This window comes from Dyella sp. EPa41, from assembly GCF_016586165.1.
GTDB lineage: Bacteria > Pseudomonadota > Gammaproteobacteria > Xanthomonadales > Rhodanobacteraceae > Dyella.
On record NZ_BCPR01000055.1, the window covers coordinates 1 to 15,516 of the forward strand.

Genomic DNA, 15,516 nt, shown 5'->3' on the forward strand with positions numbered 1-15,516 from the left:
GCATGGCACATCAGGTGCGCAACGATTCGTCGGCCGTGACGCGCATGCTGGTGGTTTCCTCGCCGCGCAGCCATGGCGATCGGATCGAGGAGCCCGCCACATGAGCCCCATCGTCATCGCCAGCCAGGCGCTGCCTTCGTGGCGGCGTGCCGTCCTCAAGGTGGGCAGCAATCTACTGGCTGCCGATGGCGGCGGCCTCACCGCGCGTTATGCGGAGGCGCTCGCGGCATTCATCACGGCCAGCAGGGTGGAGGGCCGGCAGGTCGTGCTGGTTTCTTCGGGCGCCGTCGCCGCCGGTCGCGCGCAATTGCGCGCACACGCGCCTGCTGGCGGCGACCTGGCCGCGCGCCAGGCCCTGGCTGCCTTGGGACAGACGCCCATGATCGCGCTCTGGCAGTCGCTCAGCTCCCGCCCGGTGGCGCAAGTGCTGCTGACCCATGACGATCTGCGCAATCGCCGCCGTTACCTCAATGCCCGCGCGACGTTGCGCGAGTTGCTTGCGCTGGACGTGCTGCCAGTCGTGAACGAGAACGACACGGTGGCGGTGGACGAGCTGAAGCTGGGCGACAACGACAACCTGGCGGCCATCGTGGCCGCGCTGGTGGATGCGGACCTGCTGCTGATCGCCTCGGACATCGACGCGCTCTACAGCGCCGATCCGCGTCGCGATCCCGGCGCCGCGCCGGTCACGCACGTGGATGCGCTGACCCCGGAGGTGCTCGCCATGGCTGGCGGCAGCGGCAGCGCCGTCGGCACGGGAGGCATGCGCACCAAGCTCGAGGCAGCAGCCAAGGCCGCCGCCGCGGGCATACCCACGGCATTGTTCAGTGGCCGCGACGAGGCGACCGTCAGCCTGCTCGGGCAGAACCAGCTGCGCGGCACATTGTTCGCCACGGGGCGCAGCCGCATGCAGGCGCGCAAGTATTGGCTGCGGCATGCCCCCGCGTCACCCGGGCGTATCCACGTGGACGCCGGCGCTGTACGTGCATTGGTTGGCGGCCGGGCCTCGCTGCTGCCCGGTGGTGTGCTCGACGTGAGTGGCGAGTTTCATCGCGGCGATCTGGTCGAGATCGTCGACGAGGCGGGACGGCATGTTGCGCGCGGCCTCAGCCAGTACGGCCTTGCCGAAGCTCGCCGACTGGCGGGGAAGCACAGCCGCGAGATCGAATCCTTGCTGGGTTACAGCTATGGCGCGGAGATCATCCATCGTGATGACCTGGCTGCCATCGTGGAAGTCGAAACAGGAGAAAGCGAGGCATGAGCGAGATCCGTTCGCTGGCGCTGGCCTGCCAGGATGCGGCACCTGCCATGGCGATGCTTGGCACGGAGGCCAAGCGTGCCCTGTTGCGTGACATGGCATCGTTGTTGGAACGCAACACGGCCCATGTTCTCGATGCGAACGCCCGCGACATGCAGGCTGCCTCGGCCAAGGGCGTGCAAGGCGCCATGCTCGACCGCCTGCACCTGGATGCCGGGCGCGTTGCCGGCATGGCGCAGGCCTTGCGCCAGGTGGCCGCGTTGCCCGATCCCGTGGGCGTCGTGACGCGCCGGGAGCAACAAGCCAATGGCATCGTCGTCGAGCGCGTCCGCATTCCCCTGGGCGTCGTGGCGATGATCTACGAGGCGCGACCCAACGTGACCGCCGATGCCGCGGCTCTTTGCCTGATGGCCGGCAATAGCGTGATCCTGCGTGGCGGCTCCGAAGCGATCCATTCCAATCGCGCGATCGCCGCGGCGCTGCACCAGGCGCTCGACGCCCATGGACTGGCCAGGGCGGCCATCACGCTGGTGGAAGATCTTGGGCGGGAAACGATGATCGAGCTGCTGCAGCTGAGCGACATCGTCGACCTCGCCATTCCCCGCGGCGGCGAGGGCTTGATCCGCTTCGTCACCGAGCATGCCCGCGTGCCCGTCATCAAGCACTACAAGGGCGTATGCCACCTGTACGTGGATCGCGCGGCTGATCTCGCGCTGGCGCTCAACCTGTTGGTCGACGGAAAAACCTCCCGCCCGGGCGTGTGCAATGCGCTGGAGACGTTGCTCGTCCACCGGGAAGTCGCCGCCACGTTCCTCCCGCTCGCTGCGGCTGCGCTGAAGGATCGCGGAGTGGAGATGCGCGGCGACGACTCCACGCGTTCGCTCGTGCCGCAGGCGGCTTGTGCCAGCGACGACGATTACGCGGCCGAGTTCCTCGATCTGATCCTGGCCATCCGCGTGGTCGACAGCCTGGACGATGCGATCGGACACATCCGTCGCTACGGCTCGGACCATACCGAAGTGATCGCCACCCGCGACGAGGCGACCGCACGGCGCTTCGTGCAGTCGCTGCGTTCGGCGGTCGTGATGGTCAATGCTTCTTCGCGTTTTTCCGATGGCGGGCAGGTGGGCCTGGGTGCCGAGATTGGTATCTCGACAACTCGCCTGCATGCATACGGGCCGATGGGCGCCGAGTCGCTCACCATCGAGCGCTTCGTGGTGCATGGCGACGGGCAGGTCCGTCACGCGGAGAGCCGCATCGGCTGACGCGGTGTCGCTGCGGCACCCGGGGCGGGGCAATACCGCCGCGCCACGCAGCGGATGGCTGGTGCAGGCCTTGCGCCTTACTTGACGGGATCTTCCAGGCTGCGGTGGTCGTAGCTCACCACACGGGTCATCTGCCACTGGCCATCCTTGTAGCGCCAGATGTGGAGAAACTTGCCCTGGCCCTGGCAGCTCTTGCTGCCGATGGCGCAGAAGCGATGGGTGCCGGCTTCGATGGCGCCAAAATCCTTGATCGGGTAAACCTCGAGTGTGCCGACGAGCTCGCGGCGCACCTTGTGGCAGATGTTCTTGCGGGTGGCGTCGACCACGGCTTCGCGCGAGGTCATGAGGCCGCCCTTGTCGTGATAGAACTCCACGTCGTCGGCGAAGTACTTGCCGAACGCGTCGAGGTCGCAGGTGTTGTAGGCGTCGAACACCTTGGTGTCGAGCTCGTTCACCGTCTTGACCAGCGCATCGCCGGAAGGGATGCCGTCCGGCTGGCCTGCGTAGGTCGCGAGCGGCGCCAGCAGCAGGAGCAGGCAGTACAGGCTCGGCTTGAACATCGCGGTCTCCCCTCGGTGGATGGTTTGCGAAGCGTGGGATACATCCGTGTGCTGCCAAATGGACGGCCAGATGGCCGCCCCATGGGGCGCCTCCGCTGCGGGTGCCCGGAACTGTCTGCGGACTTCGGTAAGCGTCCGCAGGGTCACGCACTCAGCCGCGCACGGACCAGCCGCGCACGCCTTCGACAAAAGCCATGCAATCGGCAAAACGGTTGTACAACGGTGTGGGCGAGATGCGGATGACATCCGGTTCCCGCCAATCGCCGATGATGCCGTGTTCCATCAGGTGCTCGAACAGCGAGCGGCCGCGCTCGCGGCCGCCAAGCACGCGAATGGACAGCTGGGCGCCGCGACGCTCGGGGTCGCGGGGCGTGACAACCTCCAGCGCCTGGCCCAACTCGCTGTGCACCAGCCATTCGAGATAGCCGGTGAGGCGCAACGACTTGTCGCGCAAGCGCTGCATGCCAGCGCGGCGGAAGATTTCCAGCGACACGCGCAGCGGCGCGAGCGCGAGGATCGGCGGATTGCTGAGCTGCCAGCCGTCCGCGCCATAGGTAGGTTCGAACTGCGGCCCCATCTGGAAGCGCGTGGTCTTGTCGTGGCCCCACCAGCCGGCGAAGCGGGGCAGGGTGGTGCGTGCGTGACGCTCGTGCACGAAGGCGCCGCCGACAGCGCCCGGCCCGCTGTTGAGGTACTTGTAGCTGCACCAGATGGCGAAGTCGGCGCCGCTGTCGTGCAACTGCATCGGCAGGTTGCCCACGGCATGCGCGAGGTCGAAGCCCACCATGCAGCCGTGGCGATTGGCGAGGCGCGTGATGGCGGCAAGGTCGAAGGCCTGGCCGGTGCGGTACTGGATGCCCGGCAGCATCACCAGCGCGATGCGCGAGCCATGTTCGGCCAGCACGCGCTCGATCGCTTCCATCGAGATCGTGCCGTTCGGTTCGTCGCTTTCCAGTTCGATCAACGCCGTGGCCGGATCGAAACCATGGAAGCGTACTTGCGATTCCAGCGCGTAGCGATCGGTCGGGAAGGAGCCTGCCTCAAGCAGGATCGCGTAGCGCTCCGGGGTCGGGCGATAGAAGCTCACCATCATCAGGTGCAGGTTCACGCCCAGCGTATTCATCGCCACCACTTCATGCGGCTGCGCGCCCACGACGGTGGCGAGGTCATCGCGCACGAATTCGTGATAGTCCATCCACGGCAGGCGGCCCCTGAAGTGGCCTTCAACGCCCAGCTCGCCCCAGTAGTCCAGTTCCGCGCTCAGTGCAGGACGCACGGCGCGTGGCTGCAGGCCAAGCGAATTGCCGCAGAAGTAGTGACTGTCGCGATCCTCGTGTGGTGGGATCAGGAACTCGTCTCGAAAGCCGCGCAGCGGATCGGCGGCATCCTGGGCCTGCGCCCAGGCGAGGGTGGCTTCGTAGCCTGCGGACATGGCAACTCTCTTCTGTGCGCCGCGCCGGGTGGCGCGGCGAGAAGGGGGCAGCTTACTTCAGTCGTGCCGCGATGGCATCGCAGCCCTTGTCGAAGGCGGTCTTCCATTGGGCGCCCGCCTGGCTTTGCGTGGGGCGCACGCAGCGCAGTTGGATGGCGTGGTTGTCCTTGAACCAGTAGCGCTCGCTGTAGCTGTACGGGGCACCGTTTTCCTGCGCCGTGTACGCGAAGTTGTCGGCACCCTGGCCGGTGGCGGCCTGATAGCCGGTGAGCGATTTCGCCTTGCTCATCGCGCCGCTCACGTACTGTTGGAAGGCGGCCACGTCGGATACCTGCTTCACCGTCACGGTCACGCGGGCGAGGCTGTTGCTGCCGGTCGGCGAGGAGTCGGGCACCTGGAACACGCGCACTTCCGGATCGCCCTGGGTTTCCATGATGCCGACCCACTGGTCGGGCGTGCTGAAGCTGACGCTGCCGCCCGCCATGCTGACGTCGGTGGCTTGCGATGCGCCGGCCAACACGAGGGCGGCGGCGAAAACCGTGGTGCGGAGGAAACTCATGCCTGCTCCTGAGGGTCTGTTTTCATCATCCAAATACGTCGCGTTGCTCTGCAGTGGCCGTGAGGTGGTAGACCGTGGCGCCGCCCATACTTTCGCATGGACAAGCCGCGGGCTGGTGCATGACGGCCACTGCAGAGCACAGGGCAACCCGGAGGGCTAGGCGGCGTTGGGTTCGAATCGGTGCAAGGGCAGCCCCAGCCATTCCAGGGCCGTGCCATGGAAGAGCTGCGCGCGGGCAACATCATCCAGGCCCAAAGCCTCGATGCCGCTGCCAGGATGCTGTTCCCCCAGCGGGAAAGGATAATCGGTCCCCAGCATCACGCGCTCGACCCCGGTCACATCCAGGAGATAGCGCAGCGCGTGCGGGTCGTGCACGCAGGAGTCGAAATACAGCCGTTGCAGGTACTCGCGCGGGTTGCGCGGGTTGTCGGTGGCCACCAGGTCCGGGCGCATGCGGAAGCCGTGTTCAATGCGGCCGATGCTCCAGGGGAAACTGCCGCCGCCGTGGGCCAGCATCACGCGCAGCCTGGGCAGGCGCTCCAGCACGCCGCCGAACACCAGGCAGCAACCGGCGCGCGATTGCTCGGCCGGCATGCCCACCAGCCAGGGCAGCCAGTACTTGGGCATGCTGGCGGCGCCCATCATGTCCCAGGGGTGCACCATCACCGCGGCGCCGAGGTCGGCGGCGGCCTCGAAGAAGGGGAACAGTTCCGGCGCGTCCAGGTTCCAGTCGTTGCAATGCGAGCCGATCTGCACGCCTTGCAGGCCCAGCTCATCGATGCAGCGTTCCAGCTCGCGGACGGCGAGTTCAGGCGACTGCAACGGCACCGTGCCAATGCCTGCGTAATGGCGCGGATAGGCATTGCAGAGCGCCGCCATGCTGTCGTTGAGGTGGCGATGCAGTTCCAGCGCCTGGTAGCCCGGCGCCCAGTAGGAAAACAGCACCGGCACGGTGGATACCACCTGCACGTCCACGCCGAAACGCGCGTAATCGTCGATGCGCTGCCGCGGGTCGAACGCCGAGTCCCATACCTCGCGGAAGAACTTGCCGTCCTTGTAGATGCGGTGGCGCCCATCGTTGTGGATCATCACCGGAAAGCGTTCGTCGCCGTACTTGGCCGCCAGGTTGGGCCAGTCGCGGGGCAGGATATGGGCGTGGGTATCGATCTTGAGCATGGACGGAGGGCCTGTTCAATATCTCGGCATGGCCCGCGTTGCCCATCCGCGCCCGCCAGGGCGCCGGGCGTGCCGCAGTGCCTGGCTGACTGTCAGGTCAAGCCGCGCTTCGCTTGCTGGCGGGGGCGCAAGGGCAACCCGCCGGGCCGGGTCTGTCCGCCCGCATGCGAGCGTCATCATTCGGTTATGTATCGACATACGCGCCCTCGTTCTTCCTTGGCCTGTGCGCGAACAGCTCCCGGCGCGGGCCATGCCAAAAATGTTGAACAGGCGCTGAGTGTAGGCCCTCGGCATGACGGCGTCGTGCCGCGGTCGCACATGACCGTGGGACGCCCCCTGAACGTGCATCCGTCACCCAATGGCGGCATCATGGGGAGCGCGATCACGCCGCGCTTGCCATGGGAGGCAACATGAAGTTCCTGGTCATGATCTACAACGACGACACCCTGCTCGACGCGCTGCCGCAAGGCGAGTTCGACACCATGATGAAGGGCTGTTTCGAAAAGGCCGATGCCCTGCGCGCCGAGGGTTGCCTGCTCGATTCCATGCAGCTCGAATCGCCGGCACAGGCCAAGTCGCTGCGCATGCGCGACAACAAGATGAGCGTGATGGACGGGCCGTTTGCCGAGGCCAAGGAATACCTCGGCGGCTTCAATCTGATCGAGGCCGAGGACATGGACGAAGCCATGCGCATCGCCAGTTCATTTCCGTGGGCGCGCACGGGGCGGATAGAAGTGCGCCCGGTGCGAGACATGGATGCCGTGAGGCAGCGGGTCGGCGCCTGAAGGCTCCCCTCCCGGGCCGGGAGAGAAGCGCGCATGGCCTTACGGTGCGCGGCGGATCGCCACCACCGCGTTGAGGCCGCCGAAAGCAAACGAGTTGCTGATGGCGACGTCCACTTTGTGCTCCCGCGCTTCGTTCGGAACGTAGTCGAGGTCGCAGGCCGGATCGGGGCCGAGGTAATTGAGCGTTGGCGGCACGATGCCGGCATGGATGGCACCGATCGCCGCCACCAGTTCCAGCGCGCCACCGGCGCCCAGCGCGTGGCCATGCATGGGCTTGGTCGAGGAGATCAGCAGCTCGCGCGCATGTTCGCCGAAGACCCGGTGGATCGCGCGCGTCTCGGTGCTGTCGTTTGCCACGGTACCGGTGCCGTGCGCGTTGATGTAGTCCACCTCGTCCGGTGACAGGCCGCCGTCGCGCAGCGCCATGGTCATCGCGGCGGCCGCACCGATGTCCGACGGGGCGGCGATATCGCCCGCGTCGGAGCTCATGCCGGTACCGACCAGCTCGCAGATGATCTCCGCGCCGCGTGCGCGAGCGGACTCCAGCGTTTCGATTACGTACATGGCCGCGCCTTCGCCCAGCACCAGGCCGCGACGGCCCTGGCTGAAGGGGCGGCAGGTGTCGGGGGCCAGCACGCGCATGGCTTCCCATGCGCGCAGCGTGCCCAGCGTGATGCAGGCTTCCGTGCCACCGACCACGGCGGCATCGATCATGCCGCTGCGGATCATCAATGCCGCCTGCGCGAACGCATGGTTGGACGACGCACAGGCGCTGGCCACCACGAACGAGGGGCCGGTGATGCCGTGCACCATGCTGACCTGGCTCGCCGGCGCATTCATCATCATGCGCACGATGCCCAGCGGGTGGAAACGGCCCTGGTGTTCGCCATAGAGGCGCTCATAGAGATCGTCGCGCGTCGTTTCGCCACCGGCACCCGTGCCGATCACCACCGCCGTGCGCGACGCCGCCTCGCCTTCGAAGCGGATGCCCGCTTGCCGGATGGCCTCCCTGGCCGCAATCAACGCGTATTCGCTGAAGGGATCGAGCAGCGAGCGGCGCGCATCGTCGAAGAAGTTGGCCGGATCGTAGTCGGTGACTTCCGCGGCGATGCCGCCGTTGCGCAGCTGGCCCGGCTGGATGTGATGGATGGGACCGATGCCGGAACGGCCTTCGGTCATCGCCTTCCACACGGAAGGCGCATCGTGGCCGAGGGCGCAGATCGCGCCCATGCCGGTGATGACGATACGACGCATAGTTGAGCAGGCTCTTTGCTTAGCCCTCGGCGCCCTTCAGGGCGATCTGGCGTTCGATCGCCTCGACCAGCTGGCCGACGGTGCCGTTGTCGAAGTCGGTGTCTTCGTTCGGCAGGTTGATGTTGAAGTGTTCTTCCAGGTCGAACAGCACTTCGATGGCGTCCAGCGAGGCGATGCCAAGGTCCTTGAGGGTGGACTCGGGCTTGATCGTGGCGATGTCGATCTTGGCCTGCTTGGCAATGATGTCGAAGGTTTCCTGCTGAACTGTGCTCATGTTTGCTTTCCTGGGTTCCATGGCGCCGGGGTGGTGCGGCATCGCTCGGATGCCTCCGGCTGAAGCCTGACCAACCGTCACGGCAAAGTCCAGAACGCCGGTGCATACGGAGCGGTACGCGGTCATCGTGCCGCGGCTGCCTTTCACGAATCTTTGGCAGGGGCCGGGTCTGCCGCGGGGGCGTGCGGGGCCTTATGCTATGCGGTCTGCAACCACTGGAATGGCCGTGTGCGGTATCTGAACCAGCTTGAGCCGGATGCCCTGGTCGCCCGCTTCGCCGAGCATCCTCCCATCGGTTTCCGCGTGCTCGAAGCGGCGGGTACGCCGGCCTTCGTGGCACCCTTCGACCTGCTCACCACGGCGGACGCCGAGGCGCGGGCGAAAGTCATGCACGCCCCCGGTTACCGCTGGTGGGGACGGCTGCTGCGCTGGCGTACGGCGTTCGTGGGCACCACGGTATCGGAATATGCGCTGTTTCCGCGCGGGGCCGAGCCTTCCTCCCTCGCGCGTGCACTGCGCGATGAACTGGGGCGCCGGCAACGGTTGCTGATCGTCAAGGACGTTCCGCAGGCGTCGCCGTTGTTCGACGCGGAAGCCGCGCAATGGTGTCGCCGTTTTGCCGATGCGTGTGCGGACAGCGGCTTCGTGCTGCTGGAAGGGCAGGCGCTGGCCTATGTGCCGATCGATTTCGCCAGCGAGGACGAATACCTCGCACGCCTTTCCCCGGGCCGCCGCAAGGACATCCGGCGCAAGCTGCGCAAGCGCGACGATGTCATGGTGGAACCGGTGCGCTGCGGCGATGCGATGTTCGCCGACGATGCGACGATCGATGCGTACTACGCGCTCTACGAGAACGTGTACGCCCAGAGCGACATCCACTTCGACAAGCTGAGCCGCGATTTCTTCGCCGCCGTGTTGCGCGATGCGGCCAATGGCGGCGTCGTGTTCGTCTACCGCCACCAGGGCGCGATGATCGGCTGGAACCTGTGCTTCGTGGTGGAAGGAAAGCTGATCGACAAGTACGTCGGCTTCGCCTATCCGCAGGCACGCGAACAGAACCTTTATTTCACCAGCTGGTTCCACAATCTGGCCTTTGCGCGAGAGCAGGGCCTGACCCACTACGTGGCGGGCTGGACCGACCCTGAAATCAAATCCTATCTGGGTGCAAAATTCACCCTGACCCGGCACGCGATCTACCTGCGCAACCCGTTGCTGCGCATGCTGGCACGCAAGCTGGGCCGGTTCTTCGAAAGCGACAGCCAATGGGCGACGCATGAACAGGCATGAACCGCTGATTCTGGATTTCGACAGCTCGGTAGGCGAGATTCCGGGCGCGACGACGATTGCCCTGTCGGACTGGCAGGAGGCGATCCGCTTCGGCTGCACGCTGCGCACCTTCAACCGGTTACGCACGAAGCTCGAGGCCGAGGCGCCGGCCGGCCATGGCACGGTGTTGATGGGGTCGGGCGACTATCACCATCTCACCTGGCCGCTGGTGGAGCGGCAGCGCGCGCGCGGTCCGTTCCAGTTGGTGGTGTTCGACAACCATCCGGACAACATGCGATTTCCGTGGGGCATCCATTGCGGTTCGTGGGTGCGCCGGGTCGCCATGCTGCCGTATGTCACGCACGTGCACGTGGTGGGCATCACCTCGGGTGACATTGGTGCGAAGCATGCGTGGGAGAACTACCTGCGTCCGCTGCAAGCCGGCAAGCTCAGTTACTGGTGCATGGACGTGAACGTCGACTGGGCGGCCAAGCTGGGCCTGGCCGATGCATTCCGGCGCTTCGACGATCCGGACGAACTCACCTGCGCCTTCGTGCGGCAGCTGCAACAGGCGCCGCAGGCCACTTACCTGTCGATCGACAAGGATGCCTTCAGCGTCGATACCGCACGCACCAACTGGGACCAGGGGCGGTTGGAAGAACACCACGCCATGGCCATCATCGAGGCGCTGCGTGGTCGCATCGTGGCGAGCGACATCAACGGCGAAGTGTCCGCCTACCGCTACCGCACGTGGTGGAAGCGGATGCTGAGCGGGATGGACGGCCAGGAGCCGATTCCGCAGGGCGAACTCGATGCCTGGCAGGCGCAACAGCGCGCGTTCAATACGCGCTTGCTGGCGGCGATCGCCGAGAGCAGCGTTTGACCAAACGGCCGTTGTAGGAGCGCACCCAGTGCGCGAAAAGCCGATGAAGCGATGACGAAGCAACGCCGCGGTCGCGCACAGGGTGCGCTCCTACAGAGACTTTTCCAGCGTCTGGCAGATCGACTCGAAGGTGTCGTCGTCGAGCCACGGACTGTTGGTGATCGTCAGCGAGCGCGCGGCGAAGTCCCGTGCGTTCGGCAGCGGCGCATCGGGTACGACCTCGCGAAGGTAGGCGTAATCGGGCAGGGCATGGATGAACAGGCGGGAGACGCCGAGGCCGGCCGTCCACAGCGTCTGCAGTGCCTTGTCGCGCTGCGCCTGGGTGGGCAGCGTCAGCAGCAGGAACGGCCACGTACCGCGCTGCCCCGGGGCATCGTCGAAGACGGCAACGCCCGGTATGCGATGCAAGCGCGATACACGCGGCAAGGCTTGCTTGCGCGTGGCGTCCAGGAAGTCGGGCAGTCGCTCCAGCGCGCGTGCGCCCACGGCTTGGCGCCAGGGGCTCACGGTATGCAGCGGGATATCCGGCCCGAAATCGTCGCCCACGGCGGCCACCGGGTCGCCTGCCGCCAGTGCCTGGCGCAGCGGGCGGCCATAAGCCAGCGGCAGCAGGGAGGGACGGTAGGCGAGGGTATAGCCGATCAGTTCCAGCGCGCGCTGCCAGTCCATGCGCGCGTCGGGCTGGATGATGGCGTCGTGGCTCGCGGCGAATGCATCGCGCAGCACCACGTCGCGCGTCAGCAGCAGGCCGCCTTCGAACAAGGTGAGGCCCTTGCCCACGGCGAGGCTGAAGAAGCCGGCATCGCCGAGCAGGCCGACACTGCGGCCTTCCTGTTGCGCGCCCAGCGCCTGCGCCGCGTCTTCCAGCACGTAGGCGCCGGCGCGGTGGGCAATGTCCAGCGCGGCGTTCACGTCGGCCACGCGGCCGGCGAGATGCGTGGGAACGATGGCGAGCGTTTTCGCGTTCGCCAGCGTGGCGAGTTGCACGATGTCCATGTCGAAATGGTTCGCCGCCAGGTCGCACAGGCGCGGCTTCAGGCCGGCGCGATGGATGGCCAATGCCACCAGTGGGCACGTCCACGCGGGCACGATCACTTCATCGCGTTGCGGACGCAGGCGATGCATGGCCCGCAAGGCCACCACCATGGCGGCGGTGCCGGAGCATTCGAGCTGCAGATGCGGTACGCCCAGCCATGCCGCGACGCGTTCGGCGAACGGCGCGCGGCCCGGCCACAGGTCGTTGAGGCGGAGCGGCAGTCCAGCGGTGGGCGGCAGCTCGCGGCTCACGTCAGTCCCCTGCGATGACGCCCAGGGCACCCTTGGCTTCGGTGGATGCGTCGTGTTCGGGGTGCGCGCTGCTTTCGGCGAAAGCGAGGCAGATGATGCCGGCGACGATGGTCGCCGCGCCGATCACGCGGGGCCAGGTCAGAGGCTCCTGGAACAGCCACACGGAGAACAGCATCACGCTGACCACTTCCAGGTGGGTGACGGCGAACGCCGGGCCGATGGGGGCGTGCTTGAGCAGCGTCATCCAGGTGAAGAAGTTGCCGATGTAGCCGATCACCGCGATGTAGATCCACGGATGGCCGAACACGCGCACGATCCAGGCCCAATTCGCCTCGGGCGGGAAAGCGTGGTTGCCGGCGTACTTGAAGCTCAGCTGCACCAGGGTGTCAAAGAGCACCAGGATGGTGAAGCCGATGGCGTAGAAGCGGGCGCGATTCACCACGTCAACCTCCGCCGGCCACGCCGACGATGGCCACGCCCGCGGTCACCAGCAGGATGCCGGTGACGCGCAGCGGGGTCAGCTTTTCTTTGAACAGGATGCGGCCGGCGATCATGATCACCACGATGTTGATCGAGCCGAGCAGCACGCCTTCGGAGAGATCGACCAGCGAGAGGAAGGCGATCCACACCAGGAATTCGACGACATACGACACCACGCCGATCCAGATCCACGGGCGCGAGGCCATGTATTTCCAGCGCGCCACTCCATCACCCGCGCGAGGATCGCCGGCCGCCGCCTTGAAGGCGAGCTGGCCGACGGTGTCGAGGGTGACGTTCAGCAGCCACAGTGCAACGACCAAGGGAGTCATGCGACTTCCTTACGCGGCAGCGCGGGCGGCAGGTTCGTAGGTGGCGGCGATCTGCTGGAAGAACGCGGCGGAGCGATCGATCAGCAGGCGGCGTTCGCGATCGATGGTGATCATGTGGTAGCTGTCTTCCAGCCACAGCGTCTCCACCGGACCGGACACCGAGCGCTCGACCAGATAGGCGTTCTCGATGCTGGCGATGTCGTCTTCGGTGGCGTGGGCGATCAGGCACGGCGCGTTGACCTTGGGAAGGTCGCGGCGCACCACGGCGGCCATCTTGTACATCTCGGCCAGCGACGGCCACGGGTTGCCCGGCAGGCCGGCCGCGGCGCTGTCGCCGCCCAGCATCAGCGAGCTGATCTGCTGGCGCAGGCGCTCGTCGCGCAGGCCGTAGGGTTCTTTCTCGTGCACCATCCAGTTGCGGCCGATGCCGAGGCTGTCGATCAGCGGCAGCAGGAAGGAGAACTTGCCGTACCACGGCGTGGCCCAGCCGTCGTACTTGAAGGTCGCGCCATACACGCCCACGCCCTTCACCCAGTCGGGATGATCGGCGGCGAGCTTGAGCGCGAGCACCGCGCCCATCGACAGGCCGGCCACGAACAGGTGGTCCACTTCCTGGCGGAACCGTTCGGCAGCCTTCTCGACGCTGGCGTACCAATCCTGCCAGTTCGTGGCGAGCAGGTCCTTCGCGTCGCCGCAGTGACCCGCCAGCTGCATGCCGTACACGCTGAAACCGGCGCGGTTCAGGCCCTTGCCGACCAGGCGCATCTCGGCCGGCGTGCCGGTGAGACCATGAATCAGCAGCACACCGCTGCGACCGCCCTCGAAGCGGAACTCGACGTTCTGGATCACTTGGAGAGCTCCGGTACCGCGGACGGCGGGCAGGCACGGCGCGACGATGCGCGCGCGAAAAGGCGAAGATAGACCATGGGGCCAGTCTGCGGGCCCACCCTTTCCGAGAACTTTCGACAGCCAGCGTGGCGGGGCGCAACCCGGCGCCCCGCGCGTCAACCCGGCTCTATTGCGGCGGCGGCGTGCTGCCGGTGCGCGGCGGCAGGGTGGGGTAGGCGATTTCCGGTGGGCGGCCGGTCAGGGTATGGAGGAACAGCGTGATGGACTCGACGTCGGCGTCGCTGAGCCGCTTGCCGAGCTGGGCGTTGCCCATGATCGCGACGGCTTCCTTGAGGCTCCATACCTGGCCGCTGTGGAAATAGGGCGCGGTGAGGGCCACATTGCGCAGCGGCGCGGCACGGAACACGTATTCGTCGCTTTCGGTGCGGGTGATGGCGAAGCGGCCCTTGTCGGCACTGGGCCGCACCGACTCGCCGGGCTGGTTGACCAGGCCGAACGGGAAATAGCCCTGGCCGCCCACGTTGATGCCGTTGTGGCAGGCCGCGCAGCCGCTGTCGACGAAGGTCTCGAGGCCCCTGCGCTCATCGGCCGTGAGCGCCTTGTCGTCGCCCTGGAGGAAGCGGTCGAAGCGCGAGTCCGGGGTGACCAGCGTGGTCTCGAACGCCTGGATGGCCTTGGCCATGTTGCCGAAGCTCACCGGGGCCTTGTCGCCGGGAAACGCCTGGCCGAAGGCTTGCACGTACCCGGGCATGCTGGCCAATGTCCGCTCGACATTCTGCGGGGTGTTGTGCATTTCCACCGGGTTCTGCACCGGGCCCTTGGCCTGTTCTTCCAGGTCCTTGGCGCGGCCGTCCCAGAACTGCGCGACGTTGAACACGGCGTTGAACACCGTGGGCGAGTTGCGCGCGCCCTTCTGCCAGGCGTGGCCGGTGGAGGTGGGCACGTCGTCGGCGCCGCCGGTGCCCACGTTGTGGCAGGTGTTGCAGCTGATCACCTGGCTGCTGGACAGGCGCGGATCGAAGAACAGCTGCTTGCCCAGCGCGACCTGGGCCGGTGTGACGGGCTGGCCGTCAACCGCGCTGACGGCCGCCGGAACAGGCTTGAACAGTTCCCTGGCGCGGTCCTGCAGGGTGTCGGCGTGGGCCTGGGCCAGGGGCAGTAGCAGCAGCGCCCCCATGGCGCCCTTTTGCATCGATCGCATGGTGGATCTCCTTGTCGTGGCGAGCCCGGCAAGGAGAGTGCATTCGGGTTATCGACGGGCTGATATGTATCAACCCCACGGCCATGCGGCGTGTCAGTGGCCGTAATGCGAGTTGGTGCCGCTCACTGAAATACTCATGCCGCCGGTGGGGTGCTCGCAGCTGCCGAAGGCCTGGCTGAGCGTGACGCCACCACCGGTGTAACTGCCGCTGACATGCTTGCCGGACATCACGCCCATGCCCACGGCGCCGTGCACCTGGGGCTGGTTGTAGGTGGCGTCGTCGCAGGTGACAGCGGGCTGCTGGCCCAGGGCGGCCTGCGAATCGCCCAGGCGGCCGCTGTGGTCGCCGTAAAACGTACCCGGCGGGTCCTTGGCGTAGGCGTTGTTGCCGCCGTTGGCCTGGGTTGCCGGAGCCGGGGCGGCTGGACTGGGTGCGGTAGCGGAAGCCTGGGCCGCATCGGTGGTCGCCGGCGCGGCGGTGCTGGCCGCCGCGGCCGGCATGTTCGCGGGAATCTTGAGATTCAGCGGTGCGTTGCTGCTCTGCGCCGAAGCGGTCGCGGACAGCAGGCAGGCGGCGAGGAAGGCGGTGGCGCGGGCAGTCTTCATGGAAAAACTCCGGGGACGTAGGACATGTAACGCGCGACCGTCGCCGGTGTGC

17 protein-coding genes are annotated in these 15,516 nt (G+C 66.7%); 5 read left to right on the forward strand and 12 right to left on the reverse strand.

Annotated elements, in window-relative coordinates; translation table 11 throughout:
* Nucleotides 1-100: 100 nt before the first annotated feature.
* Together proB and JMF82_RS16000 are read left to right on the forward strand one after the other, a co-directional pair.
* Nucleotides 101-1,261, forward strand: a complete 1,161-nt coding sequence (proB, locus tag JMF82_RS15995) for a glutamate 5-kinase (RefSeq protein ID WP_201315554.1) — start codon at nt 101-103, stop codon at nt 1,259-1,261.
* Nucleotides 1,258-2,523 (forward strand): glutamate-5-semialdehyde dehydrogenase, encoded by a 1,266-nt coding sequence (locus JMF82_RS16000; RefSeq protein ID WP_201315555.1) that lies wholly within the window; start codon nt 1,258-1,260, stop codon nt 2,521-2,523. The genes proB and JMF82_RS16000 overlap by 4 nt, the downstream gene beginning before the upstream one ends.
* Nucleotides 2,524-2,600: 77 nt before the next feature.
* Here the strand turns inward: JMF82_RS16000 and JMF82_RS16005 are convergent, their stop codons facing one another.
* From JMF82_RS16005 to JMF82_RS16020, 4 genes are all read right to left on the reverse strand, one after another.
* Nucleotides 2,601-3,083, reverse strand: a complete 483-nt coding sequence (locus tag JMF82_RS16005; RefSeq protein WP_201315556.1) for a nuclear transport factor 2 family protein — start codon at nt 3,081-3,083, stop codon at nt 2,601-2,603.
* Nucleotides 3,084-3,234: 151 nt separating this feature from the next.
* Entirely contained in the window at nt 3,235-4,515 is a 1,281-nt protein-coding gene (kynU, locus tag JMF82_RS16010; RefSeq protein ID WP_201315557.1) for a kynureninase, read from the reverse strand.
* Nucleotides 4,516-4,567: 52 nt separating this feature from the next.
* Nucleotides 4,568-5,074: a hypothetical protein gene (locus JMF82_RS16015; RefSeq protein ID WP_201315558.1), complete on the reverse strand. Its 507-nt coding sequence runs from the start codon at nt 5,072-5,074 to the stop codon at nt 4,568-4,570.
* A gap of 156 nt (nt 5,075-5,230) precedes the next feature.
* Nucleotides 5,231-6,250 (reverse strand): amidohydrolase family protein, encoded by a 1,020-nt coding sequence (locus JMF82_RS16020; protein ID WP_201315559.1) that lies wholly within the window; start codon nt 6,248-6,250, stop codon nt 5,231-5,233.
* 410 nt (nt 6,251-6,660) lie between these two features.
* On the opposite strand from JMF82_RS16020, the gene JMF82_RS16025 reads away from it, so the two are divergent.
* Nucleotides 6,661-7,035 (forward strand): YciI family protein, encoded by a 375-nt coding sequence (locus tag JMF82_RS16025; protein WP_201315560.1) that lies wholly within the window; start codon nt 6,661-6,663, stop codon nt 7,033-7,035.
* Between the two features lie 39 nt (nt 7,036-7,074).
* Here JMF82_RS16025 and JMF82_RS16030 read toward each other — a convergent pair whose 3' ends face one another.
* A complete protein-coding gene (locus tag JMF82_RS16030; RefSeq protein ID WP_201315561.1) occupies nt 7,075-8,289 on the reverse strand; it encodes a beta-ketoacyl-[acyl-carrier-protein] synthase family protein in 1,215 nt (404 codons plus the stop codon).
* A gap of 19 nt (nt 8,290-8,308) precedes the next feature.
* Complete coding sequence (locus JMF82_RS16035; protein ID WP_201315562.1) at nt 8,309-8,563, reverse strand: phosphopantetheine-binding protein; 255 nt, start codon at nt 8,561-8,563, stop codon at nt 8,309-8,311.
* 228 nt (nt 8,564-8,791) lie between these two features.
* Between JMF82_RS16035 and JMF82_RS16040 the strand changes: the two genes are divergently transcribed.
* Nucleotides 8,792-9,850, forward strand: a complete 1,059-nt coding sequence (locus tag JMF82_RS16040) for a GNAT family N-acetyltransferase (RefSeq protein ID WP_201315563.1) — start codon at nt 8,792-8,794, stop codon at nt 9,848-9,850.
* Nucleotides 9,837-10,712, forward strand: a complete 876-nt coding sequence (locus JMF82_RS16045) for an arginase family protein (protein ID WP_201315564.1) — start codon at nt 9,837-9,839, stop codon at nt 10,710-10,712. The genes JMF82_RS16040 and JMF82_RS16045 overlap by 14 nt, the downstream gene beginning before the upstream one ends.
* Before the next feature lie 90 nt (nt 10,713-10,802).
* Here the strand turns inward: JMF82_RS16045 and JMF82_RS16050 are convergent, their stop codons facing one another.
* From JMF82_RS16050 to JMF82_RS16075, 6 genes are all read right to left on the reverse strand, one after another.
* Nucleotides 10,803-11,999, reverse strand: coding sequence for a DegT/DnrJ/EryC1/StrS family aminotransferase (locus tag JMF82_RS16050; protein WP_201315565.1), 1,197 nt, complete (start codon nt 11,997-11,999; stop codon nt 10,803-10,805).
* A gap of 1 nt (nt 12,000) precedes the next feature.
* Nucleotides 12,001-12,438, reverse strand: coding sequence for an EamA family transporter (locus tag JMF82_RS16055; RefSeq protein WP_201315583.1), 438 nt, complete (start codon nt 12,436-12,438; stop codon nt 12,001-12,003).
* Nucleotides 12,439-12,442: 4 nt separating this feature from the next.
* Nucleotides 12,443-12,808 (reverse strand): EamA family transporter, encoded by a 366-nt coding sequence (locus tag JMF82_RS16060; RefSeq protein ID WP_038616166.1) that lies wholly within the window; start codon nt 12,806-12,808, stop codon nt 12,443-12,445.
* A 9-nt stretch (nt 12,809-12,817) separates the two neighbouring features.
* Entirely contained in the window at nt 12,818-13,657 is an 840-nt protein-coding gene (locus JMF82_RS16065; RefSeq protein ID WP_201315566.1) for an alpha/beta fold hydrolase, read from the reverse strand.
* Between the two features lie 166 nt (nt 13,658-13,823).
* Nucleotides 13,824-14,858, reverse strand: a complete 1,035-nt coding sequence (locus JMF82_RS16070; protein ID WP_201315567.1) for a cytochrome-c peroxidase — start codon at nt 14,856-14,858, stop codon at nt 13,824-13,826.
* A 93-nt stretch (nt 14,859-14,951) separates the two neighbouring features.
* Nucleotides 14,952-15,464: a hypothetical protein gene (locus tag JMF82_RS16075; RefSeq protein WP_201315568.1), complete on the reverse strand. Its 513-nt coding sequence runs from the start codon at nt 15,462-15,464 to the stop codon at nt 14,952-14,954.
* Between the last annotated feature and the right edge of the window lie 52 nt (nt 15,465-15,516).